General features: G+C 70.2%; 22 protein-coding genes. 11 read left to right on the top strand and 11 right to left on the bottom strand.

Annotation, left to right across the window (positions count from 1 at the left end; genetic code table 11):
- Positions 1 to 33: 33 nt before the first annotated feature.
- The 7 genes from D7V97_RS06200 (at position 34) to D7V97_RS06170 (ending at position 4997) form a co-directional block, all read left to right on the top strand.
- Positions 34 to 504, top strand: coding sequence for a phage holin family protein (locus D7V97_RS06200; RefSeq protein WP_120609665.1), 471 nt, complete (start codon positions 34 to 36; stop codon positions 502 to 504).
- Positions 494 to 709, top strand: coding sequence for a DUF3618 domain-containing protein (locus D7V97_RS06195; protein ID WP_120609664.1), 216 nt, complete (start codon positions 494 to 496; stop codon positions 707 to 709). The genes D7V97_RS06200 and D7V97_RS06195 overlap by 11 nt, the downstream gene beginning before the upstream one ends.
- 68 nt (positions 710 to 777) lie before the next feature.
- Positions 778 to 975: a hypothetical protein gene (locus D7V97_RS06190; protein ID WP_120609663.1), complete on the top strand. Its 198-nt coding sequence runs from the start codon at positions 778 to 780 to the stop codon at positions 973 to 975.
- A gap of 37 nt (positions 976 to 1012) precedes the next feature.
- Positions 1013 to 1396: a hypothetical protein gene (locus D7V97_RS06185; protein WP_120609662.1), complete on the top strand. Its 384-nt coding sequence runs from the start codon at positions 1013 to 1015 to the stop codon at positions 1394 to 1396.
- 53 nt (positions 1397 to 1449) lie between these two features.
- Positions 1450 to 1761 carry a YtxH domain-containing protein gene (locus D7V97_RS06180; RefSeq protein WP_120609661.1) on the top strand — a complete coding sequence of 104 codons (312 nt, stop codon included), beginning with the start codon at positions 1450 to 1452 and terminating at the stop codon, positions 1759 to 1761.
- A 106-nt stretch (positions 1762 to 1867) separates the two neighbouring features.
- Positions 1868 to 3973: a putative metal-binding motif-containing protein gene (locus tag D7V97_RS06175; protein WP_120609660.1), complete on the top strand. Its 2106-nt coding sequence runs from the start codon at positions 1868 to 1870 to the stop codon at positions 3971 to 3973.
- 28 nt (positions 3974 to 4001) lie between these two features.
- Complete coding sequence (locus D7V97_RS06170; RefSeq protein ID WP_368668883.1) at positions 4002 to 4997, top strand: hypothetical protein; 996 nt, start codon at positions 4002 to 4004, stop codon at positions 4995 to 4997.
- Positions 4998 to 5003: 6 nt separating this feature from the next.
- Here D7V97_RS06170 and D7V97_RS06165 read toward each other — a convergent pair whose 3' ends face one another.
- Entirely contained in the window at positions 5004 to 5870 is an 867-nt protein-coding gene (locus D7V97_RS06165) for a hypothetical protein (RefSeq protein ID WP_120609659.1), read from the bottom strand.
- A gap of 104 nt (positions 5871 to 5974) precedes the next feature.
- Here D7V97_RS06165 and D7V97_RS06160 point away from each other — a divergent pair, with 104 nt between their 5' ends.
- Positions 5975 to 8581, top strand: coding sequence for an adenylate/guanylate cyclase domain-containing protein (locus tag D7V97_RS06160; RefSeq protein ID WP_120609658.1), 2607 nt, complete (start codon positions 5975 to 5977; stop codon positions 8579 to 8581).
- A gap of 16 nt (positions 8582 to 8597) precedes the next feature.
- Here D7V97_RS06160 and D7V97_RS06155 read toward each other — a convergent pair whose 3' ends face one another.
- The 7 genes from D7V97_RS06155 to D7V97_RS06125 all read right to left on the bottom strand — a co-directional run bounded on the left by D7V97_RS06155 (position 8598) and on the right by D7V97_RS06125 (position 16486).
- Positions 8598 to 8960 (bottom strand): ferredoxin, encoded by a 363-nt coding sequence (locus D7V97_RS06155; protein ID WP_120609657.1) that lies wholly within the window; start codon positions 8958 to 8960, stop codon positions 8598 to 8600.
- A 171-nt stretch (positions 8961 to 9131) separates the two neighbouring features.
- The gene (locus tag D7V97_RS06150; protein WP_120609656.1) at positions 9132 to 9902 is read right to left on the bottom strand and encodes an NADH-quinone oxidoreductase subunit I; all 771 of its coding nucleotides are present in this window, start codon (positions 9900 to 9902) and stop codon (positions 9132 to 9134) included.
- Positions 9903 to 9950: 48 nt separating this feature from the next.
- Entirely contained in the window at positions 9951 to 11372 is a 1422-nt protein-coding gene (locus D7V97_RS06145; protein WP_120609655.1) for a complex I subunit 1 family protein, read from the bottom strand.
- A 2-nt stretch (positions 11373 to 11374) separates the two neighbouring features.
- Positions 11375 to 13255, bottom strand: coding sequence for a 2Fe-2S iron-sulfur cluster-binding protein (locus tag D7V97_RS06140; protein ID WP_120609654.1), 1881 nt, complete (start codon positions 13253 to 13255; stop codon positions 11375 to 11377).
- Positions 13252 to 14508: an NADH dehydrogenase (quinone) subunit D gene (gene nuoD / locus D7V97_RS06135; RefSeq protein WP_120609653.1), complete on the bottom strand. Its 1257-nt coding sequence runs from the start codon at positions 14506 to 14508 to the stop codon at positions 13252 to 13254. Before nuoD ends, D7V97_RS06140 begins: the two co-directional genes overlap by 4 nt.
- Before the next feature lie 13 nt (positions 14509 to 14521).
- Positions 14522 to 15040, bottom strand: a complete 519-nt coding sequence (locus tag D7V97_RS06130; protein ID WP_120609687.1) for an NADH-quinone oxidoreductase subunit C — start codon at positions 15038 to 15040, stop codon at positions 14522 to 14524.
- A 171-nt stretch (positions 15041 to 15211) separates the two neighbouring features.
- Entirely contained in the window at positions 15212 to 16486 is a 1275-nt protein-coding gene (locus tag D7V97_RS06125) for an adenylate/guanylate cyclase domain-containing protein (protein ID WP_120609686.1), read from the bottom strand.
- Between the two features lie 152 nt (positions 16487 to 16638).
- Here D7V97_RS06125 and D7V97_RS06120 point away from each other — a divergent pair, with 152 nt between their 5' ends.
- Complete coding sequence (locus tag D7V97_RS06120; protein WP_120609652.1) at positions 16639 to 18837, top strand: sulfatase-like hydrolase/transferase; 2199 nt, start codon at positions 16639 to 16641, stop codon at positions 18835 to 18837.
- Entirely contained in the window at positions 18827 to 19195 is a 369-nt protein-coding gene (locus D7V97_RS06115; protein ID WP_199728717.1) for a PaaI family thioesterase, read from the top strand. Before D7V97_RS06120 ends, D7V97_RS06115 begins: the two co-directional genes overlap by 11 nt.
- An 87-nt stretch (positions 19196 to 19282) precedes the next feature.
- Here the strand turns inward: D7V97_RS06115 and D7V97_RS06110 are convergent, their stop codons facing one another.
- Both D7V97_RS06110 and D7V97_RS06105 read right to left on the bottom strand, forming a co-directional pair.
- Positions 19283 to 19846, bottom strand: coding sequence for an NADH-quinone oxidoreductase subunit B (locus D7V97_RS06110; RefSeq protein WP_120609650.1), 564 nt, complete (start codon positions 19844 to 19846; stop codon positions 19283 to 19285).
- A gap of 6 nt (positions 19847 to 19852) precedes the next feature.
- Entirely contained in the window at positions 19853 to 20221 is a 369-nt protein-coding gene (locus D7V97_RS06105) for an NADH-quinone oxidoreductase subunit A (protein ID WP_120609649.1), read from the bottom strand.
- Between the two features lie 179 nt (positions 20222 to 20400).
- Here D7V97_RS06105 and D7V97_RS06100 point away from each other — a divergent pair, with 179 nt between their 5' ends.
- Positions 20401 to 21948, top strand: a complete 1548-nt coding sequence (locus D7V97_RS06100) for a methyl-accepting chemotaxis protein (RefSeq protein ID WP_120609648.1) — start codon at positions 20401 to 20403, stop codon at positions 21946 to 21948.
- Between the two features lie 16 nt (positions 21949 to 21964).
- Here D7V97_RS06100 and D7V97_RS06095 read toward each other — a convergent pair whose 3' ends face one another.
- Positions 21965 to 22792 (bottom strand): PHP domain-containing protein, encoded by an 828-nt coding sequence (locus D7V97_RS06095; protein WP_120609647.1) that lies wholly within the window; start codon positions 22790 to 22792, stop codon positions 21965 to 21967.
- Positions 22793 to 22809 lie beyond the last annotated feature (17 nt).

The raw sequence follows: 22809 nt of genomic DNA, 5'->3' as shown, positions 1-22809 counted from the left end.
GCGCACAGGATGTGAGCGTCGGCCGGAGAGCGCATGCACGTGGGCAGTGAACAGACGGATCGCGGCGTCGCCGCGCTCGTCGGGCGCATGGCGGACGGCTTCAGCAAGCTGGTGACGCAGCACCTGCAGTTGGCGCGGTTGGAGATCGCGGAGGACGCGAAGGCGGTGGGCCTGGACGTGGCGAGCATCGCCGTGTTCGTGCCCTTCCTCCTCGTGGGCTACGCGTTCGTCTGCGGGGCGCTGGCGGCTGTCCTGGCCACGTGGCTGGGGTGGGCGGGGGCGCTCGCGCTGGTGGGCGGGTTGAACCTGGGCGGAGGCGTCTTCGGCATCCTCCGCGCGGTGAAGCGCATGCAGTCGCGCCAGATGATGGATGACACCACGAGTGAGCTGTCGCGCAGCATGGCGGCGCTCACCACGACGCGCCCCCCGGAGGCGGCGTCCAGCGTGAATACGCTGAAGAACGACACGGGGAAGGTCTTCAAGGAGCCGCAGCATGGCCGCTAGCAATGGACAGCTTCCGCGCAGCAGCGCGGCGCTTCGCGAGGAAATCGAGCGCACCCGGGCCGACCTGGCCACGTCGGTGAGCGCGCTGCGCGAGGAGGTGGCGGTGGCCACCGACTGGCGCCAGTGGGTGCGGCGTCATCCCTACGCCTGCGTGGGGACCGCCTTCCTCGTGGGGTACGTGGTGGGCTCGCGGCGCCGAGGTTGAGCGCCCGCGCGGCCGGATGAGCACATTTCTGGAAGCAATCGAGAACCAACGCACAGCAGAGGGCCTTCATGGAAATCAATCCGCAGCAGATGGCAGACCGGGCGCGGCAGCTTCAGGATCAGGTGTTGCCGCAGGTGGATGAGGCGCGGCAGAACCTGGTGGACCTGAATCGTCAGGTGGTGGGCTTCATCCGGGCGAACCCCGGCACGTGCCTGCTGGGTGCCATCGCGGTGGGTTTCCTCGTGGGCCGGATCGCCTCGCGCTAACCGCCCTTCGGGGACGGTTCAGGAAGGGAGCACGACCATGACGACGTATTCGGGCACGACGGGCGGCAACGGCTCGGCGGAACACGGCGATGACGCGGGCTTCGGTCAGCGCGTGGATCAGCTGGGGTCGGACGCGCAGCAGTTCATCGACAACGCGCGCAGCGCGGTGGCGGACCTGGGCCAGACCCTGGACCTGAAGGGCCGCGTGGAGCGCAACCCCTATGGCACCCTGGCCATCGCCGCGGGCGTGGGCTACGTGCTGGGCGGTGGCCTCTTCACGCCGCTGACGGCGCGCATCCTGAAGCTGGGCGTGCGGCTGGCCGCGCTCCCGTTCGTGAAGGACGAGCTGCTGGGCATGGCCGAGTCGGCCTTCCAGGGCTACCAGTCCGGTCGCGGCACGCCGCCGTCGGGCAGCGTCTAGTCATTCCCAGCGCCACACGGCTTTCCCACTGAAGCAAACCCCCGGAGTCGCACATGCTGAGCCTGAAGGACCTGAAGAAGCTGGACCGTGACGACCTGCTGGACCTGGTTGGTCTGGAGACGCGGCGCACCACCGCGGAGACGACGCTGCCCGCGCTGGGCATCTTCGCCGCCGGCCTGCTGGTGGGCGTGGGCGTGGGCCTGCTGATGGCGGACAAGCCCGGGCAGCAGCTGCGCGGCGACCTGCGCACGAAGCTGCAGGGTGGCCAGGACAAGCTCGTGGGCGCCATCAACAGCGCGCGCGGCACGGAGACGCAGACCGCGGCCACCGGCTCCACGGTGCCCCCGGGTTCGCGCACGACCTGATTCCGGGTTGGCGTTGAAGTCCACGGGCCTCTTCCCGCTGCAAGCGGGGAGGGGCCTTCGTGTTTCCGGGGCAGGCGGTGACAGGGAATGGCCTAGGATTCACGGCATGTCCCGTTTTCGCGTCGTGATGTGGGTGGCATTGCTGGCGGTGTCCCTGGTGCGGTGCACCGTGCCGTCGCTGGAGGACCTTTGGCGCGAGCGCGGGTTCTGCGCGGTGGGGGACGCTGAGTGCGGGATGCTACGGGTGCGCGTGGACGCGACGGGTTTCGTGCCCGGGTGTGTGCGGTTCGTGGCGAAGGACGACGCGAGCGAGGAGACGCGCACGGTGTCGGTGCCCTACCGGGGGACGGCGCAGCAGGGGAAGACGCTGACGCAGGGGTTCTCTCCGCTGAAGACGTGGAGCCTGGCGGTGTCGGTCTCCGTGGAGGCGTTCGAGCAGACGTGCGAGGGGACCGCGGTGACGACGCAGCGGCGTCAGTCCACGCTTCGTGAAGGCGGTGTCTCCGAGCTGGCGTTCGCTTTGGTGGCGACGGACGCGGACGGGGATGGGTACGTCGGCACTGCGACTGGGGGCACGGATTGCCGTGACACGGTGGCGACGGTGAACCCCGGGGCGACGGAGCTTTGCAACGGCGAGGACGACAACTGCAACAGCGTGTCGGACGACGGGCTTGGATTGGGAGAGGCCTGCACGACGGGGGAGGGGTGCACGGGCGTCCGGAGCTGTGGAGAGAACGCTGCGGTGATCTGTGTCGCGCCTTTCGTTCAGTACGCCTGGGCAGACGAGGACCTGGATGGACATGGAGACGTGAAGCAGGGACAGGTGCCGGTCTGTACCGCGCAGCTTCCTTTGAACCGTTTGCCGCTCAGTGCGCCCCATGACGACTGTGATGACAGTCGCGGCAATGTGAAACCCGGTGCCGTGGAGGTCTGTAACGGCCTGGATGATAATTGCGTGGGAGGGAGCGACGAGGGTTTCAATGTCGGCGGCACTTGTCTCAACGCGCAGACGCAATGCTTTGGTTCAATTCAGTGTAATGAAAGTGGCACTGGGAGCCGATGTCAGCTGCCGAGCCCGGCTCCCACCTGGTATCCGGATGACGACAATGACAGTCATGGTCAAGCTGACGCTGGCGTGGTGTCATGTGTCCAGCCTGGTTCGGGATTTGTGCTGCAGGGAGCGGATTGCGATGACGGGAATCGATTCATCTTTTTCAGCGCGCCGGAGTTGTGCGACGAGCAGGACAACAACTGCAACGGCGTGACGGATGAAGGCGCCTGCACTGGGGGGCCTCCTGGATGGATTACGCAGTCCATCGGCGGTCCGGGAACGGACTGGCTCAATGTCGCGACCTACGGCGATGGAGGCGTATGGATCGTTGGATCTGACTCAGCGCGTGCTGTGAAAGTACCGGGGTCCAGTGGCTTCAACATCCTGCCTGGAAAATGCGCCGACGGGACCTCTACCCAGAATCTTGGTGGTGTCTGGGCACACCCTCAGACGGGCGTTGCCTATATCGGGCATGACGAAGGCGGTTTGATTGTACAGGAGCCCTCCAGTTCATATTGCGGCCCCCGAACCTATTTGCTGGAAGGCAAAGCCGATGTGACGGGACTTCAGGGATTTGTCAGGGCGGGCCAGGGCGTTGAAATCCATGGCGTCACAAGTGAATGGAGTGGCCCAAGAGGGGCTATGTTCACCTGGGATGGGGGGGCTTCGTCGATTGGTCCTTCGCAGGTAACTGACGCAGGCCCCTTGAAGGACATCAACGGTGTGTCGCCTGATGTCATGTTTGCGGTAGGAGGGCAAAACTCCTCGGTGATTCTCCGGTATTCACCGTCCCAGCGCGGCTGGCTCAAAGAGCCGAGCGTGCCCACGACTGGACGCTTGAATGCGGTCCATGTCGTCAGCCCGAGGCTCGCATACGCCGTTGGAGAGGACGGAACACTGCTGACCTGGAACGGTGTGACGTGGAGCGTCGCCGCCGGGACGCCCGGTGTGAGTGATAACTTCACGGAGGTGCTCGCCTTCGGAAGGAACTCCATCTACATCGTCAGTGAGCAAGGTGTGATCTACCGGTACAATGGTTCCGAATGGAGGACTGTAAGTCCTGGTTATTCACTGTATGGGATTCATGGCAGCAGTCCGGAAGACATCTGGGTCGTAGGTCGGTTTGGCCGTGTCTTCCGCTATCCCTATTGGCCGCAGTGACCATGCCTTCGCACCAGGAGCACGCACCGTGAGCGCCGGGAAGAAGCCACCGCCGTCCAAGTCTCCCCCGCGCCCGTTGCGCCACGACACGCCCGTGGATGTCCCGGCCGTGGAGGCGCCCCCTCCCGCGCCGAAGGCGGACCTGGCCCCCCGAAACACAGACGGCCCGGAGTCCGCGCTGGGCCAGCTCCGCACGCTGGAAACGCTGGAGTCCACCTACGACGCGTGGGCGGAGCTGAAGCGCGACCACGCGGCCTCGCTCATCCAGTTCCGTGAAGAACAGGCGCGCCTCGCGCAGCAGGGCTCCTTCCTCCTGGGCGCCGTGCGCGCGGCCGGCATGGACACCGGAAGCAACACCCCGGGCCTCCAGCCGCAGGGTGCCGCCAGTGACTTCCTCCGCGACGCGGAAGCGAAGCTCGCCAGGGCTCGCGACGCCGTGACCCAGCGCGAAGCGGAGAGCGAAGCCCGCTATCAAGCGGCCTTCACCGAAGTGCGCACCACGCTCCTGGATCGTGTCCGCCGCTACCTCGCGAGCAGCCAGCCCCACCTCACGCTGCTCCTGCGCCGCGTGGGAGCGGAGCGCTCCATCCTGCACGTCGCCCGCGTGGGCCCGGATGAGGCCGTCCTGCTCTGCTACCTGCTCACGCAGCGCGTGCCGTCCCGCTACGGCTTCCTCTTCGACGACTCCACCGAGGACCTGGCGCTCGCACCCGCGCCGCTCTACCCGGAGGAATCCATCCCCGCCGACGCCGTGCGCCCGGACGCGCAGGGGCTCCTGCGCGTCATCGACGCCAGCGTGGACGTCCTGCCGCTCAAGGGCTTCGTGCCCCTGCGCGTGCCGCGACCGGGAGGAGGGGAGGACTTCTTCCGCCTCCTCCAGCGCGGCGCCGTGATGGAGGTCGAGATCGCGGACGGCCCGGACTTCCGCAGCATCCTCACCCGCGAGGAGGCGGAGCGCTTCGCGGGCCACCTCTTGCGCCTCAAGCTGGAGGGGCGCCTGGGGCTCGACATCGAGACGGGGTAGCCCGCCTCAGTTCGTCCGGAAGATGCCCACTTCGGACGTGCCCGCCAGCACGACGCTGCCCAGGAAGAGGTTGTCGGACTCCGCGCCGCCCATGCGCACGGCCTGGAAGATGACCAGGTACGTCTGCCTCGGGTTCGGGAACGCGGTGGCGGGAATGGTGACGCGCGCCTCGCGGTAGGTCGCCGGCACCGCCGCCAGCTGGAGGAACTCCACCGGCGTCGTCGGCGCGTTCGAATACGTGGGCTCACCCTTCTGCCCATCCGCGCCCACCGGCACGACCGTCACGAAGCCCAGCGTGCGGTCCTGGTTCGCGGGCGGCGCCGGACGGTCGAAGCCGAACGCCGTGTTCGCCGCGATGCGCACGAAGCCCTCGGCGGGATGGAACGCGGTGATGGCCTCCTTCGTCGGGGAGTCCTTCACCTGCGCCTCGTACCGCGTCCCTCCCTGCATCGCGATGAACGAATACGTCGCCCCGGACGCATACGTCAGCGCGTCCGTCGAGCTGCTCGTCACGCCGTAGCTGCCGCCGCCCTGGGCGTTGAGGGGCACCGCCGCCGCCGAGCCCGCCTGGAGCGTCACGGTGGCGCCAGCGAGGCCCTCCGGCTGCGCGTTCTCCCCTGATTTCGTCCCGAAGAAGAGGAACGCCGCCGTCTCCCCGGGGAAGGACACCACGTCGCCTCCGTCCGGCCCTCCGTACGTCCCCGCGTCGTAGCCCGCGAGCGCGGAGGTCGACACGTCCACCTGCGGCGTGGCGAGCAGCGTGCCCACCATCACGTGGTCCGCGGCGAGCTGGTTGCCCGTCTTCTCCAGGTCACAGGCCAGGGGCGACATCAGGGACAGGACGGCGACGGCGGACAGCAGCAGGCGTTTCATGGGCGGCTCTGGCTCTTTCAAAGGGGAAGCGGTGGGGCAGCCAACCATACCGCGCGTGTCCCCCGTAGGCGCTCGGCCCCGAAGCGGTATCCTGTGGGCCGCCCGTGCAACGTCTCCGCATCCACTCCGCCGGCCGTCGCTTCCTCCAGCGCCTCGGCTTCTCGCTTTTGCAGGCGGCCCTGTTCGGTTGCCTGCTGGGGCTGCTCGTGTCCCAGCGCGTCTCACGCCCCGTGCGCCCGGACGACACGCCGGGCCCCACGCTGTCGCCCTCGGGCTTCGTGGACATGCTGTCGCGCTGGCTCGACGACGGCGAGCGCGTCTTCTACGACTGGCGCATCCGCCAACTGGGAGAACGCTCCGAGCGCTCCGACCGCGTGGTCCTCGTCTCCATCGACGACGACACCCTCGCCGAGGCCCAGCAGGGCCCCCGCGCCGACATCGCCGCGTACCCGTGGCCGCGCCAGGTCATGGGCGGCATGGTGCATCGGCTGGTGGAGGAGGGCGCCTCCGTGGTGATGCTGGACTTCGCCTACCCGGAGCTCAGCCCGCGCGCCTGCGTCACCCCGGCCCGCACCGGCCGCGGCGCCCTGTCCCAGGACGACGACGCCCTGCGCGCCCTGTTGGATCAGGACCCCGGCCAGTCCGTGCTCGCGTTCCGCTGGGGCACGGAGGGCACTCGCACCCTGCCGCCCACCGGCCGCCTGTGGCCCTACCGCGTCCGTCTGGGCAGCTACCCCGGCCCCACCGAGGCCCGCGTCCGCGCCCAGTCCGTGCTCGCCCTCCAGCGCCCCGCCTTCCTCATCCCCGCCGGCAAGGGGCTGGAGGTCTGGGCCGGCGTCGCCGACGAGGGCGAGGGCCGAAGCCTGGGCGAGCAACTGGGCACCCTCGCCGCGTCCATCCAGGAGCGCCGCGCCGCGGACGACGCCTTCCGCGTGGCGCCGGTGGACCTGTTCCTCTCCCTGGCCTCCGTGCAGGTGGCGGGCCTGGATCCGGAGAAGCTCCTGGAGGTGCGCCAGCTCCAGCACCCGGTGACGCCGCTGCTGGGCGCCTCCAGCGGCTACGGCGCCACCACGCTGCCCGCGGATCCGGACGGCGTGGTGCGCGGCGTTCCCCACCTCATCGCGTACAGCCCGCACGGGGGCGAGCGCCACGTGCTGCCCTCCCTGCCGCTCGCCGCGGCCATGCGCCTCGCGGGCACGCAGAAGCTGCGGTACGCGGATGGGCGCCTCCACATCGGGGACAAGTACTCCGTGCCCATGGACGCGTCCGGCTACAGCCTGCTGCGCTGGGAGGCCCCGTCCGCCACCCGGGGCGCTCGCGGCCCGCTGGCCCGCTCCATCCGCGCGTGGAACGTGCTGCTCAACCTCTTCGACACGCAGACGGAGCGCCCCGCCCGGTTCGACCACGACCTGGACGGCCGCGCCGTCATCCTCACCAACACCAGCAGCTACGCGCCGGAGCGGCGGGTGACGCCCATCGGCCCGGGCATCGCCAATGGCGCCATCCTGGGACAGGCGCTCGCCAACATCCTCGCCTCGGACGGCATCACCCGCGTGGCGCCGCGCGTGGACATGCTGGCCACCATGGGCCTGGCCTTCATTGGCGCGTTCCTGGCGCTGTCGTTCAGCTGGCTGTTGCGCTCGGTGAGCGGGGCCGTGCTCTTCGTCGGCGTGGTGCTGGCCGCGGGCGCGGGCTACGTCGCCGCCGCTGGCTGGTTCTTCGTCAACGAGCGCCAGTGGGTCGCCGTGGCCGGCCCCCTGTGGTCCATGGGGCTCGCGTTCCTCTTCACGACGATCTACGCCTTCCGCACCGAACAGGACGTGCGCGACTTCGTGCACAGCGCGCTCGGCCGCTACGTGAGCCCGGAGGTGGCGCGGCTCGTCGCGCGCGACGTGAGCCTGATGCGTCCGGAGCGTCGCAAGATGTCGGTGTACCTCTGCGACATCGAGGGCTTCACCCGCCTCGCGGAGGCGCTGCCCCCCGAACAGCTCGTGCCCCTGCTCAACACCTTCCTCACGGAGATGACCGCCGTGGTGCGCGCCACGGCGGGGCAGGTGGACACGTACATCGGCGACTCGGTGCTGGCCTTCTGGGGCGCGCCCGTGCGCACGGACCGCCACGCGCACCTGGCCTGCGAGGCCGCGCTGAAGCTCCAGGCGGTGCTCGCGCAGAAGCAGCCCCTCTGGGAGAAGCAGTTCGGCCACCGGCTGTCGGTGCGCGCCGGCATCGACACGGGCGACCTGCTGGTGGGCGACATGGGCAGCGAGCTCAAGTCCCACTACACCGTGATGGGGGACGCGGTGGGCATGGCCGGCCGGCTGGAGGCCGCCAACAAGCAATACGGCACCCAGGTGCTCGTGGGCGAGTCCACCGCGCAGCTCGCGAGCGACGCCTACGTCTTCCGCGAGGTGGACCGCGTGCTCGTGAGAGATCAGCCCAACCCCGTGCGCATCCACGAGCTGCTGGGCCGCCGGGGCGAGTTCTCCGGGGAGAAGCAGGCGGGCATGGCCCTCTACGAGAAGGCCCTCACCGCCTACTACGCGCGCGACTTCCTCACGGCCCAGGAGCTGTTCCGCCGCTGCGGCGTGGAGCACGGCGACCCGGTGGCCCGCGTCTACGTCCAGCGCTGCCAGGGCCACATCCAGAATCCGCCGCCCGCGGACTGGGATGGCGTCATCCGCTGGCGCCGCCGCAGCTCCGACCGGGGCTAATCGGCTTCAGTCGGCTTCAGTCGTCGTCGCCGGAGTCGGGCTGGCCGAACAGCTCGCGCACCGGCACGTCGTCCTGGATGTGCTCGGCCATCACGCGGCGCATCTTCTCCGCCGTCATGCCGGAGTAGTAGACCTCTCCGGGCCACCCCATGAGCTGGTAGTCCTCCGGGGACAGCAGGTCGCGCTTGCGGCCCGTGTCCTCGCGCACCACCACGTTGGGCCCCATGTGGCAGAAGCCGTAGCAGCCGCCCCGGTACAGCTCACAGCGCGCCTGGAGCCCGCGCGCCACCAGCTCCTCGCGCGCCGCCACGTGCACCGCGTCCGAGCCGCCCTCGCGGCAGCTCGCGCCCTTGCACACCGACAACCGGTAGCGCTTCACCGCCGGGCCTGCCGTGCCTGCTTGCCGCCAGGTGCATTGAAGAGCTGCAGCGTCACCAGATGACCCCAGAAACGGCGTCGGCCCGCCCTTCCGTGTTCGAGTGGAAGGAGGCGGGCCGGGAGGCTTGTGAAGGGGGCGGTGGATGACCGCCCCCCGGGTGCGGCGAAGAGGCTACTTGAGGAACTTCGTCACCTGGATGGGACCCTGCTGCGTCACCACCGTCTGCCCACCGGGGCCCACGGCCTTGGCGTGGCCATGGCCACCGCCGTGCCCCGCGCCCAGCGAGTGCGGCGTCTTCAGCTCCACCAGGCCCTCGCCGATGCGCGTGTGCGCTTCCTTGTGGACGTGGTGCGGCTCCGCGGAGCTGTCGCGCTTGTTCCACGGATCCGACGGGTGCGAGACGGCCGGCCCCTTGAGCAGCTTCGGGATGTCGTAGACGAAGTTCTGCCGCGTGTACTCGGAGGGCGTGTGCATGTACGTGTCCATGCGGATGGCGTCCTTGGGGCACGCCTCCACGCACAGGCCACACACGATGCAGCGCAGCTCGTCGATGACGAACTGGGTGGGGTACTTCTCGATGACCGCCGACTCCGAATCCGGGTCCGCCGTCTCGTACTCGCCCGCCTCGATGTAGATGCACTGCGCCGGGCAGATGGTGGCGCACATGTAGCAGGCCACGCAGCGCGGCTTGCCGTCGTCGCGCGGAACCAGCCGGTGCAGGCCGCGGTAGCCCTCCGGGTAGATGGGCTTCTCTTCCGGGTACTCCACCGTCGTCATCATGTTCATGCCCGTGCGGTCCTGAACCTGGGGGTTCGTGTCGCGCGTGCCGAACATGTTGCGGAAGAAGTGACGGGTGGTGATGGCCAGCCCGCGCAAGAGCTCGGGGATGTACATCCGCTCGCGGATGTCCGTGCGCGGATCCTGGGAAGCATTGAACGCCATGGTGTCTTGTCTCGCTTCCGGCGAAGGGCTTGTGCCGGACGGGCGCCGTTAGTGCGCGCCCGCCGGGGAATGGGAGTGGGGGTCCGCGTGCGCGGGCAGGCCGTGGGCGTCGTGCCCATGGCCGTGCGCGGTGGCGTGCGCCGCGCCCGCCTTGGCACCCTGGGTCATCGTCAGGGCCACGACGAAGCCGATCTCCAGCAGGCCCACCACGGCCAGCGCGCGCAAGGAAGGATCCCACAGCACGAGCGCGCCGCTGACGAACACGTTCGCCAGGCCCGCGGGCAGGAGGATCTTCCAGCCCAGGTTCTGGATCTGGTCGTACCGGAAGCGCGGGAAGGTCCAGCGGATCACCAGCTGCACCCAGATGAGCAGGATGACCTTGATCCAGTACACCGTGCCCAGGATGGTGCCGTACAGCCAGCCGTGCTCCTGCATCAGGGGCTGCGACGCCAGCCACTCGCCGCCGAAGGGCAGGTGGTGGCCGCCGAAGAAGAGCGCCGCCGTCACGCCGGCCAGCACCACGACCTCCATGAACTCGGAGATCATGAACATGCCGAACTTCATGCCGGAGTACTCCACGAAGTAGCCGATGATCTCCGACTCACCTTCGGGCGCGTCGAACGGCGCGCGCTTGGTCTCCGCGAAGGACGCCACGAAGAAGGCGATGAAGCCCAGGGGCTGGATGAAGATGCCCCACGCGGGCAGGCCCAGGTCGAACGCGCCGTCGGAGCGCCACAGGTAGCGCGCCTGGCCGGTGCCGGCGACGAGCGCGTTGCCCACGTCACCCACCAGCGCGGGCAGCTGCACGGAGGAGAACGCCAGGAACAGGCCCACGAGCGACAGGCCCAGCGCCACCTCGTAGGAGATCATCTGCGCGGAGGCGCGCACGCCGCCCAGCAGGGCGAACTTGTTGTTGGAGGACCAGCCGGCCAGCGACGTGCCGTAGACGGCGAGCGACGCGATGGCGAGCACGTACAGCATGCCGAAGTCCGGCGTGGCCACCACCATGTCGATGTGCCGGCCGAACACCATCACGGACGGGCCCGCGGGCACCACCGCGAACAGCGCGAACACCGGCGCGAACGCGAGGATGGGGCCCAGGTTGAAGAGGAACTTGTTCGCCGTGCCGGGAACGAAGTCCTCCTTGGTCAGCATCTTCAGCACGTCGGTGATGATGTGCGGGATGCCGCCCAGGGAGCGGTTGCCCAGGCCCGGGATGGCCAGGCGCGCGCGGTTGGGGCCCACGCGGTCCTGCATGAACGCGCTCCACTTGCGCTCGGCGAGCGTCAGGAGCGTGGCGATGATCATCACGAAGGTGAGCATCAGGAAGAGGATGTTCGTGAGGCGGCTGGCGCCCTCGAACAGGTATTCCTCCGCCAGGTAGCCCACGAGGTACGCCGTGGCCACTCCGCCCGCGAGGGCGAAGATGCAGAAGGCCATGGCGAACAACATGGTCAGGATGCGGCTCATGGTCAGATGCCCCTCACGCGCGGCGCGCCGAATTCACGGTAGCCCGGCGGACGGCCGTCGGCTCCCGACGGCAGCGGATTGATGCCCGGCTTCTCCCGGTCCGGCGGAGAGGCCTTGTCCCAGTTGAACTCGGCGAACTCGGCCACCTTCGCCGCGTGCGCCCGCCACACCTCGCGCGCGGACGTGTGAGCGGCCTCGCCGCCCAGCTCGCGCGTCAGCTCCGTGGCCCACTTCCAGTGCGGCACCGCGTCCCCCTTGGAGGGGTACGCCTTGCGGAAGCGCTGGGTGATGCCGTCCTGCTGGGTGAACGTGCCCTCGTCCTCGATGTGCGCGCTCGCCGGCAGTAGCACCGTCGCCTGCGCCGTCACGGGGGACTCGTTCTGCGCCTGGGCGACGAACACCTCCAGCTTCGCCGCGACCTCGGCGAAGGCGGCCGCGTCCACCGGCACTTCCGTGCCCACCGCGTACAGCGCCTTCACCTTGCCGGCGTTGATGGCGGCCGTGAGCTCCTCGAAGGGCTTCACGGTCAGCCCCAGGCCCTTGGCGACGAGCGCGAGGCCCTGGCGGTTGGGGTTCTTGTCCGCCGTCATCAGGTAGTGGTCGGCCTGGCCCTGGGGCCGGCCGCCCACGAACACCGCCGTCGCGCCGAGCGTCGCCTTGGCGAACGTCAGGCCCGCGAGCAGGTCCTCGTTGGAGGCCAGCGGCGAGGCCAGCACCGCGAGCTGCGAGGAGCCCGCGAGCGGCTTGAGCGCCTTGGCCGCGGCGACGACGGCGTCCCTGCGCGTGAGCGCCGGCTGCACCGTGTCGCGCGTCCCCGTGCGGCGGCCCACCTGGGCGGCGAGCACGCGGCCCACGTTCAGGTCCTTGTACGACAGGCGGCCCTGGTCGCACATCCAGCTCTTGTTGATGGCCTCGTTCTCACGCGGGCGGTAGCGGTAGGTGTCCTGGGACATCCAGTCCGCGGAGATGCTGCAGCCGCGCGAGCAGCCCGTGCACACGGACGGCGTGGCGGACAGGAACCAGGAGCGCGCCTTGAAGCGGAAGTCGCGGCTGAGCAGCGCGCCCACCGGGCACACGTCCACGGTGTTGAGCGAGTAGTTGCTGTCCAGCTCGTTGCCCGGGAACACGTCGATGCGCTCGTGGCTGCCACGACCGAAGACGCCCAGCTGCGGCTCCTTCGGGATCTCGTTCATGAAGCGGACGCAGCGCGTGCAGATGATGCAGCGCTCCTGATCCAACACGACGCGGGGCCCCAGCACCTTGCGCTTGGTCTTGAGGGCCTTGGTGCCCTCCAGGCGCGAGGGCCGGTAGTCGTACTTCATGTAGTAGTCCTGCAGCTTGCACTCACCGGCCTGGTCGCAGATGGAGCAGTCGACCGGGTGGTTCAGCAGCAGGAACTCCATCACCGCGCGCTGCTGCTCCTTGACCTTGGGGGTTGTGGTCTTGATGACCTGACCCTCGGCCATGGGCGTCTGGCACGCGGGGACGAGCTTGGGCGCGTTGGACGCCTCGATGAGGCAGATGCGGCAGTTGGCCGCGATGGAGAGGCGCGGGTGGTAGCAGTAGTAGGGGATCTCCGAGCCGACCGACTTGGCCGCCTCGATCATGTTCGTCCCCGGCTTCACCACCACTTCCTTGCCGTCCACCACCGCCGTCACGAAGCCCGGGTTCTTGGGCTGCGGCTTGGGCGGGGGGCCACCGGCCGGCTTCGGCGGAGGCGTGCCGGTGGGGCCACTGGCCGCCACGGGCGGGGTGTCCAGCTTCGCGCCGGCGGGCGGGTTGGACGGCTCCGAGCCGACCTTGGCCGCGGGCGAGTCGGTGGGCGCGCCCTTGGGGGGCGTCTGCGCGTCACCGGTGGGCTTCTTCGTGTCGTTGTCGCTCACTGCTCGACCTCGCCGCCGATCATGTTGATGGTGTCAAAGGTGGGAACGAGGTCCGCCAGCATCTTGCCCTGGATGATGTGCGGCAGCGCCGCCAGCACCGGGAAGCCCGGGGCGCGGACGTGGACCTTGTACGGACGACCGCGGCCATCGCTCACCAGGTACCAGCCGAGCTCGCCGTTGGAGGCCTCGGTGGCGTCGTAGACTTCACCGGGGGGCACCTGGATGCCCTCCATCACCAGCTTGAAGTGCGCCATCACGCCTTCGATGGTGCCGTACACCTCCGGCTTGGGCGGCAGCGCGATGCGCCAGTCGTCCACGATGATGGGACCCGCCGGGATGGTGTCCAGCGCCTGCCGCAGGATGCGGATGGACTGGCGCATCTCTTCCAGGCGCACGAGGTAGCGGTCGTAGTTGTCGCCGTGCTCGCCCACCACCACGTCGAAGTCGAAGCGCTCGTAGACCCAGTACGGGTGCGTCTTGCGCAGGTCGTGGTCCACGCCGCACGCGCGCAGCGCGGGGCCCGTCCAGCCGTAGTCGATGGCGTCCGCGGCGGTGATGACGCCGGTGCCCTTGGTGCGGTCCACGAAGATGCGGTTGCGCGTGAGCAGCCCGTCCATCTCCTGGAGCAGCTCCTCCGTGCGGGTGAGGGTCTTGTGGACCTTCTCCACCCAGCCCTCGGGCAGGTCGCGGTTGATGCCGCCCACGCGGCCGAAGCTGGTGGTGAGACGCGCGCCGGTGAGCTCCGTGACGCGGTCCTGGAGCAGCTCGCGCGCCTCCATGCCGTAGAGGAACGGCGCGAAGCCGCCCATCTCCAGGCCGGTGGCGCCCACGCACGTCAGGTGGTCGGTGAGCCGGTGCAGTTCGCTGCCGATGACGCGGATGTACTGGGCGCGCTCGGGGATCTCCAGGCCGATGAGCTTCTCCACGGCGTTGAGGAACCCGAAGTTGTTCATCATCGCGGACAGGTAGTTGAGCCGGTCCGTGTACGGCAGGCACTGCGTCCAGGTGACGTTCTCGCAGCTCTTCTGGAAGCCGCGGTGGAGGAAGCCGATCTCCGGATCGATCTTGACGATGGTCTCGCCCTCCAGCTCCACCTTCAGCCGCACGGTGCCGTGCGTGGCCGGGTGGGAGGGGCCCATGTTGATGACCATGTGCTTCGACTGGAGATGGGACTCGAGCTCCGACTCCTCGTGGGCGAACCCATCCGTGTCGGGGTTGTAGCTCTGCGCTTCGGGCTTGTGGCTGTCGGCCATGGGGGAGGTCTCGTCAGGCGACGCCGCTGGTGCCGGGGCCGCGGAAGATGTCCTTGATGGGGCGCTCGGGGATCAGCGGCTGGCGGTCGCGCAGCGCGTAGTCCTTGCGCAGGGGGTGACCCTGGAACTCGTCGTACAGCAGGATGCGGCGCAGGTCCGGGTGGTCCACGAAGCGGATGCCGTAGAAGTCGAACGCCAGGCGCTCCCACCAGTTCGCGCCGCGGTACAGCGGCGTGAGGGAGGGGACCTCCGGACGCGTCTCCGTGACGCGCACCTTCAGCCGCACGTGCTCCTTCCGGCTGAGCGAGTAGAGGAAGTAGACGATCTCGAAGCGCGGATCGTTCTCCGCCAGGTGCAGCCGGTCCACGGCGTCCGCGGAGCCGAACAGCTTGAAGTCCAGCTCCGGGTCCATCTTCAGGAACGTGGCGACCTTCGGCAGCCACTCCGCATGGATGACGGCCCAGGCTCCGCCAGCGCGGTCGACATAGCGCTCCGCGACCGCCTCGGGAAACTGGGCGGCGACCCGGTCCAACGCGAAAATGCTCAAGGGGGGCCTCGATCTACGACAGAGGAAACCGCGGCTTTATAAGGACCGTTCGCGGGACGCGTCAACGTAAACCCTCAACCATGTAGGCCACTTAGGTGGCCCAGTAGCCCGCGTCGCGATCCACCCCCTGCCGGGTGGCAGACAGGCGCCACAGGCTCAGGCTGCCGCTCCGGGCCCCATGGCCGGGGTACCCTCGTCGACGACGGGGATGAACGTCACCACGGGCTGGCTCTTGCCGGGGACGATGGCGGTGGGAGCGGGGGCCCAGCGGAAGGCGTCACCGGCCCGCTCGCGGGTCGCCTGGGAGACGAGCACCGGCACCCCGAAGCCCTTGGTCAGCCGCTCGATGCGGTTGGCCAGGTTCACCGTGTCGCCAATGGCGGTGTACTCCAGGCGCCGGGATGGCGAACCGATGTTGCCCAGCACCACCGGGCCCGAGTGCACGCCCACGCCCATGCGCAGGCCCTGCTCGCCCCGGGCGGCGCGCTCGGCGTTGACCGCCTCCAGCTCCCGCACCATGTCCAGCGCGCACCGGGTGGCGCTCCGGGCGTGGTGTGCGTCCGGCAGGGGCGCGCCGAAGTACACCATGAGTGCGTCCCCGATGAACTTGTCCAGCGTTCCGCCGTGACGGAACACGACCTCCACCATGCGCCCGTAGTACTCGTTGAGGATGGTGACCACCTGCTCGGGGGGCAGCCGTTCGCTCAGCGAGGTGAAGTCGCGCACGTCCGCGAAGAGCACCGACACCTCGCGCAGCTCCGGGGTGGGGGTGTCGCGGTCCTGGAGGCGTTCGGCGACGGCGGGGGAGAAGTAGCGGCCCAGCCGCGCGCGCTGGAGCTCCTCTTGCGTGACCGCGGCGGACAGCAGGCGGATCCGCTGGAGCAGCCGGGCCGCGCCCGCCGCCGTCATGCCCAGCATCACCGCGCCGGCCACCTGGGCGCCCACGCCGATGGCGGCCTCGCGCTGGAGCAGCACCTCCGCGACGATGGCGAACGCCGTGACGAGCAGGGTGACGGAGCGGCGCAGGCTCAGCGCGGACAGCAGCACCAGCGCCGCGAAGATGCCCAGCGTGAAGCCGGCCACGCCGCCCGGGGAAGGAGACACCGGCAGGGCCAGGTGCTGCAGCGCGTACACCGCGGGGACGTCCACGAACGCGACGGACAGCGACGCCCAGCGGGACATGCGCGTGGACGCCGTCACGGCCACGGCCACGAACGCGGTGCAGACGAGGTACAGCGCGAACGGCCCCAGGTAGACGTCCCAGTCGTGCAGGTCGCGCCCGCGGCCCAGGTAGACCGTCATCGCGAAGAGGACGCCCACCGCGGCCAGGCGCACCCACGCCAGATGGCGGCCGTTGGCTTGACGCTCCACGTCGAGTGCTCGGCGCACGGACTGCTGGAGGCTGTCACTGGGCGTGGTGTTGGAAGACAAGGGGGCCCCCCGGCCGAACAAGGCATCGACCTGGAACAATCCGGCGCCATCTTGCAACGGGGAGGCCCTGCACGCACCTCCGGGAGTTCCGGAAAGGCCGGAGGAACACAAACGTGGCCAGGAAAGGCCCGGGCAGGGTAGACGCAGGGGCCATGTCCGTGCGGTCCGTTGCTTCCTTGCTCCGCGCTGCGTCCGGGCGCCTGGCCCTGGGCGCCTCGTTGGGGCTCCTGTTGTTTGTCGCGGAGACGGCCTGGCTGCTCAAGGCCGGGGTCGTGGGCGTGGACATCCCGCTGGATGGTCCCTACGCGGCGCTCGCGGCGGCGGTGCGTCCGCTGCTGCCGGGCGTCGTCCTGCGCGTGGCCACCGTCTACGTCGTCGTGGGAGGTCTGCTGGGGCTTGGCGCGGCGGTGCTGGCCCTCGCCTGGACGCGGCGGGGAGGCTGGAGGGCGGCGGGTGCGACGGTCCTGCACTGGGTGGCGCTGTTCCTGTTCTGGGCGTGGGACCGGGCCCTCGCGAGGCCCGCGCTCTTCGACGACCTGCCCACGCTGAGGCCCGTGCTGGCGTGGCTGGTGGATCACGGAGAGCCGTGGCAGGCGCGCGCGGCGGCCGGGGCGTGGGTGGGGGTCCACCTCGCGGTGCTGGGCGCGCGGGGCGTGTTGGCGCTGCGCCGTCGCGCTGCGTCCGGGGCTTCGGTTCCGGAGGCCGGGCGGGGAGGGCGCTTCTGGGCAGGGGCCCTGGTGGCCGTGGGAGCCGTGGTGGCCCTCGTCGTGGTCGCGGGCCAGGGAAGGCGCTCCGTGGCGCCCTCGGGCCGGCAACCGCTGGTGGTCGTCATCGGCATTGATGCGTTCCGGCCGGACCGGCTGGGCCCCACGGGGCGCGGGGTGGCCCCCCACGTCGAGCGCTTCCTCCAGGACGCGACGCTCTTCACGCGGGCCTATACGCCGGTGGCGCAGACGGAGCCCGCATGGCGCTCGCTGCTCACCGCGCGCTGGCCGTACCGCACCGGCGTGCGCTACCCGCTGACGTCCGACGCGCGCGTGGTGCTGGCGCCCACGTTCGCGGATCGGTTCTCGCAGGCCGGGTGGCGCACGGTGTTCGCGACCGACTGCTCGCGCTTCCACTTCGAGGGCCCGGCCTCCGGCTTCACGCAGCGCTGGCAGCCGCCGCGCGGCGCGCTCAACTTCGCGCTGGAGAAGCTGCGCTACCGGGCGCTGGGCCTCTTCGCGGACAACACGCTCGGCGCCGCGTGGGTGCCGGAGTTCATCGACAACCGTGCGCTCGCGGGCATCCATGATCCGATGGGCTACGCCGAGCGCCTGTCCCAGGGGCTCGTGAACGAAGCGGCGTCAGGCCCGCTGCTCTTCGCCTTCCACGCCACGGCGGCGCACTTCCCGGGCGACCCGGTGTACCCGTTCTACCGCCGCTACCTGCCCCCGACCGAACCCCTGGAGCGCCGGCTGCGGATGCACTTCGCTCCGGTGGCGCCGGGCGCGAAGGGGGCGTGGACGCGCGAGGGCTCCGAGGGGCTCTACGACGAGCTGCTCGCGCAGGCGGACGCGCAGGTGGGGACGCTGCTGGACGCGCTCCGTCGCTCCGGCCGCTACGACGACGCGCTCGTCGTGCTGCTGTCGGATCACGGCGAGAGCTTCTACGCGGACCGGCCGGACCTCGCGGGCGCCACGTCCGTGCACGGCGCGCGCCTGGGCGACGAGGAGAACCGCATCCTGCTCGCGGTGAAGCCGCCCGGCGGACGCGGCCTGGGGCCCGCGGAGGTCGACGCGCTGGCGCGACTGGTGGACGTGGGGCCCACGCTCTTGGAGCTGTCCGGCCTGCCCGCGCTGCCGGAGGCGGACGGTGCTTCGCTCACGCCGCTGTTGAGAGGCGAGGACCGGCCGCTCGCGCCCCTGTACGCGGAGACGGGCTACACGCACGTGAGCCCGGAGGTCTTCGACCCCGGCCACTGGCCCGGCGCGCCGCGCACCTTCGACGCGTACCGGCTGCGACCGGATGGCGTGGTGGAGATGGGCGACGTGGCGGACGCGGCGGTGCTGCGGGAGAAGGACGCGGGCGCCTTCGACGGCCGGCGCTGGTGGGTGGATCGGCCGCAGGCGGACGGCAGCGTGCGGCGGACCTGCTCCGGCGAGTGTGAAGGGGCGGACGCGGAGGCCCTGGCGGCCTGGCTGGACGATGTGCGGGAGCGCGCCCCGGAGTCCGCTTCACGTAGAGTCGCCGGCCATGTCGACGACCGAAACCCCCGGCCTCCAGGAAACGTACGCCCCCCACAACGCCTGCTTCGGGTGTGGCCCGGCCAACCCGAAGGGGCTGCGCATCCGCAGCCGCGTGGAGGGTGAGCTCGTCGTCGCGGACTGGACGCCGCAGGAGCACCACCAGGCGTTCCCGGGCGTGCTCAATGGCGGCATCATCGGCGCGCTGCTGGACTGTCACTGCAACTGGACGGCGGCGTACCACCTGATGAAGGGGCAGGGCGCGGCGTCCCCGCCGTGCACCGTCACCGCGGACTACGCCATCGTCCTCAAGCGCCCCACGCCCATGGCCGGGCCGGTGCACCTGTCCGCGAAGCCCGTGGACATCCAGGGCGACCGCGTCGTCGTCGAGGGCACCCTCACCGCGGGCGGCAAGGTGACGGCCACCTGCCGGGGCACCTTCGTCGCGGTGAAGGAAGGCCACCCCGCGTACCACCGCTGGTAGCCGTCAAAACGCCGCGGGCCCCGACACCCGCCTCTTGTGAGAGAGGCGGCGCGGGGCCCGTTCGGACACAGCGATGGTAGACGACGGCTACTTGCCCGCGGACAGCATGCGGGCGTGGTCGGACGCCGTCTGGTTGGGCTGGCCGGTGTCGCGCAGCCGGTGCACCTGGTTGCCGATCTTCTCCTGGAGCAGCATCAGGCCGTCCAGCACCTGCTCCGGACGGGGCGGGCAGCCGGGGATGTAGACGTCCACCGGGATGATGCGGTCGATGCCCTGGAGCACCGCGTAGTTGTCGTAGAAGCCGCCCGAGGACGCGCACACGCCGAACGCGACGACCCACTTGGGCTCGGTCATCTGCTCGTAGACGCGCTTGAGGATGGGGGCCTGCTTCAGGTTGATGGTGCCCACCACCATCAGCAGGTCCGCCTGGCGCGGCGAGAAGCGCGGGAACTCCGCGCCGAAGCGCGAGATGTCGTGCCGGCTGGCGGCCACGGACATGTACTCCATGCCGCAGCAGGCGGTGGCGTACGGGTACGTGAAGAGGGAGTACTTGCGGGCCCAACCCAGGCCCTTGGACACCAGCTTCTGGAAGAAGCCCGTGGCCTCCTCCCGGCGGGTGACCATGATTGGAGCAATGTCGGTGTCAGCCATGATTCCTCAGCTCTCCCAGTCCAGGGCGCCCTTCTTCCAGACGTAGATAAGGCCCACGACCAGGGTCGACGCGAAAACCAACATCTCCGTGTAGCCGAACCAGCCGAGCGCCTGGAAGTTCACCGCCCAGGGGTACAGGAACACCGCTTCCACGTCGAACACGATGAACAGAAGCGCGATCACGTAGAACTTCACGGCGAAGCGCTGGCGGGCCGGACCGCTCGACTCCGAGCCTGCTTCGAAGGGGGCCGACTTGGTGCTGCTCGGGCGCTTGGGGCCCAGGCGGCTGGTGACCTGCGGGATGATCATCGCGAGGACGCCGGCCAGCAGGAGCACCACCGCCAGCGGCAGGTACGGTGCGAGGGGTGTAGTCATCGGGCGCGGAACCTAATGACTCCCCGGGCGCCGTGTCAAAGGGAAACGCCCCCGCCCCCGGAGCGCCAACCCCTTGAGAAGACGGCCGAATTGCCGCCTTCATCCCGCCTGCGTTTGACGCTCGCCGGGGCCACGCCTAGCGTCACCCCTTTCCGATCATCGCCTGGGGAGCAGCCGACATGTGGGGGCGTCTGAGCTTGCGGATGCAGGTGGCGATCGCGGTGCTGCTCCCGTGCCTCGCGGTGGTGTTCTTCAGCGGGGTGTACTTCCCGGCCCGGCAGCGCACCGCCGCGCTGGAGATCCTGGCGCAGCGGGCCGTGACGGTGGCGACGCTGGTGTCCCGGCACCCGGCGCTCCTCCTCCCGGACTCCGCGCCGGATGCCCGCGCGCGCCGCGCCGACGTCTTCTCCCAGGTGGAGTCCGGCGGCTTCACCCTCCTGTTCCAGGAGCTGTCCCGCGCGGACGGGACGGTGGTGGACGCCCGGGGCAACGTGACGTCCATCCTGTCGCAGCCGGTGACGCCCCAGTCCGGTGGCTGCGCGGTGGCGCGGCTTCCGGAGGCGGTGGTGGTGCGCTGCGAGCACGGCGGGCTCGTGTACCGCGCGGGCTTCGGCACGGAGGAGGTGCGGGCCGCGGTGTCGGCGACGGAGGGATACTCGCTCCTGGGCTACCTGGGCGCCGCGGTGCTGGGCCTGGGCCTGGCCGTCATCATCAGCCGCGCCATCGCGGACCCCGTGGCGCGCGTGACGCAGGTGGCGCGCGACGTGGCCCGGGGCGACGTGTCCCGGGGGGAGTTGGACGTGTCCGCCGCCGGCGAGGTGCGCCTGATGGCGACCTCCTTCAACGAGATGCTGGGCACGCTGCGCTCCACGGTGATGGAGCTGGTGTCGCGCACGGAGCAGCTGTCCAGCGCGTCGCGCGGCCTCATGGGCGCCTCCGCGGATCAGGAGCACGTCATCAGCCAGCAGGCCGCGTACGCGCAGCAGATCGCCGCGACGTTCGAGGAGCTGAGCCGCACCGCCGAGCAGATCTCCTCCTCCACGGAGGTGGTGGAGACGAGCGCGCGGCGCACCCATGACGCGGTCGCCGAGGCGATGGCGGTGGTGGCCCAGGTGGTGGGCGGCATCAGCGACATCCGCATCGAATCCAAGGGCGTGGCGGACGCCATCGTGGGGTTGAACAAGGACCTGCAGCAGGTCTCCAAGATCGCCCAGGTCATCAACCAGGTGGCGGAGCGCAGCGACCTGCTGGCGCTCAACGCGGCGCTGGAGGGCACCAAGGCGGGCGACGTGGGCCGGGGCTTCTCCCTGGTGGCCGCGGAGATGCGGAAGCTGGCGGAGAACGTGTCCGCGTCCGCGCGCGACATCGCCCGCATCGTGGAGAAGGTGCAGGACTCCGGCGAGGAGGCCGCGTCCAAGGCGCGCGTGGGCATGGCCACGAGCGACCGGGGCGTGGAGGTGGCCGAGCAGGCGTCCGCCGTCTTCCTGCGCATCGTGGACCTGGCGCGGGGCACCAGCGAGGCGGCGCGGCAGATCACCATCGCCACGCGGCAGCAGCGTCAGTCCAGCGAGCAGGCGGTGCAGGGGGCTCGCAACGTGGCGGACCTGGTGAAGCAGGGCGTGGACGCCACCGGCCGCACCACGCGCATCGCCCAGGACCTCCAGGCCGTCGCCGAAGGGCTCACCGCCGTGACGAGCCGCTTCAAGACCCAGCAGCCGCGCTCCTGACGGACGCGACGCGCCCTCAGGCCCGGGAGCCCGGCGCGCGGGTGCGCAGCTTCTGGAACAGCTCCGGGGGCATGGCGGCGACGCCCAGGCGGTGGTCCGGCGACACCTCCTCGCCGTGGAAGTCGCTGCCGAAGGTGGGCACCAGGTCGAACTCCGCCGCGAGCGCCAGGTACTTCTGCCGCAGGCCCGGGTTGTGGTCCTGGCTCAGGACCTCCAGGCCGGACAGGCCCGCCTGGGCCAGCGCCTTGATCTCCACGCGCTCCATCTTCGACGAGCCGGGGTGGGCGAGCGTCGCGGTGCCGCCCGCGTCGCGGATGAGGCGGATGGCCTCCGCGCCCTCCAGCTTGAAGCGCTCCACCCACGCGGCGCGGCCCGTGCCCAGGAACCGATCAAACGCGGCCTTCATGTCCAGGCACCAGCCCTGGTTCACCAGCACCCGCGCCAGGTGGGGCCGCCCCAGCTGCGCGTCGCCGGCCACCTTCAGCACGTGCTCCATGCGCACCGGGAAGCCCAGCTCGCGCATGCGGGCGACCATCGCCTCCATGCGGTGGGTGCGCTCGTCGCGCAGCCGGTCCGCGAAGCGCGCCAGGGCCGGGTCCTCCGGGGAGAGGAAGTGGCCCAGGATGTGGGCCTCCTTGCCGTGGATGAAGGCGGACAGCTCGATGCCGGGCACCAGCTCCACGCCATGCGCGCGGGCGGCCTCCCGGGCCTCGGCGAGCCCGGCCACCGTGTCGTGGTCCGTCACCGCCAACACGGTCACCCCCGCGGCGGCGGCGCGCGCCACCAGCGTCGCGGGCGGGTACTGGCCGTCACTGGCGGTGGTGTGTGAGTGCAGGTCGATCATGGCGGGCCCTCCTGGGG

Source organism: Corallococcus sp. CA053C (genome assembly GCF_003611675.1).
Classification (GTDB): Bacteria; Myxococcota; Myxococcia; order Myxococcales; family Myxococcaceae; genus Corallococcus.
The sequence above is the reverse complement of the archived record's forward strand: the minus strand, read 5'-3'. Positions and strand labels throughout refer to the sequence as shown.